This is a genomic window from Streptomyces chattanoogensis (genome assembly GCF_001294335.1).
Classification (GTDB): Bacteria; Actinomycetota; Actinomycetes; order Streptomycetales; family Streptomycetaceae; genus Streptomyces; species Streptomyces chattanoogensis.
Genome location: NZ_LGKG01000065.1, coordinates 1 through 427, shown reverse-complemented (window position 1 = coordinate 427; position 427 = coordinate 1). Strand labels below are relative to the sequence as shown.

The following is a 427-nucleotide window of genomic DNA, read 5'->3' as shown; positions in this document are numbered from 1 at the left end:
TCGCGGAGGCCAAGCGGCACGGCTTCTCCGACGCCCAGATCGCGGAGATCCGGGGGCTGCGCGAGGACGTCGTCCGCGAGGTGCGGCACGCCCTGGGGGTGCGCCCGGTCTACAAGACGGTCGACACCTGCGCCGCCGAGTTCGCCGCGCGCACGCCGTACTTCTACTCCTCCTACGACGAGGAGAGCGAGGTCGCCCGGCGCACCAAGCCCGCGGTGATCATCCTGGGCTCCGGCCCCAACCGCATCGGCCAGGGCATCGAGTTCGACTACTCCTGCGTCCACGCCTCCTTCGCACTCAGCGACGCGGGCTACGAGACGGTGATGGTCAACTGCAACCCGGAGACCGTCTCCACCGACTACGACACCTCCGACCGCCTCTACTTCGAGCCGCTCACGCTCGAGGACGTGCTGGAGATCGTGCACGC

Annotated in this window: 1 protein-coding gene; it reads left to right on the top strand. The window is 69.1% G+C overall.

Annotated elements, in window-relative coordinates; genetic code table 11:
• On the top strand, nucleotides 1-427 hold a 427-nt coding region (locus ADL29_RS09005), incomplete at both ends, for a carbamoyl phosphate synthase preATP-grasp domain-containing protein (protein ID WP_483855164.1).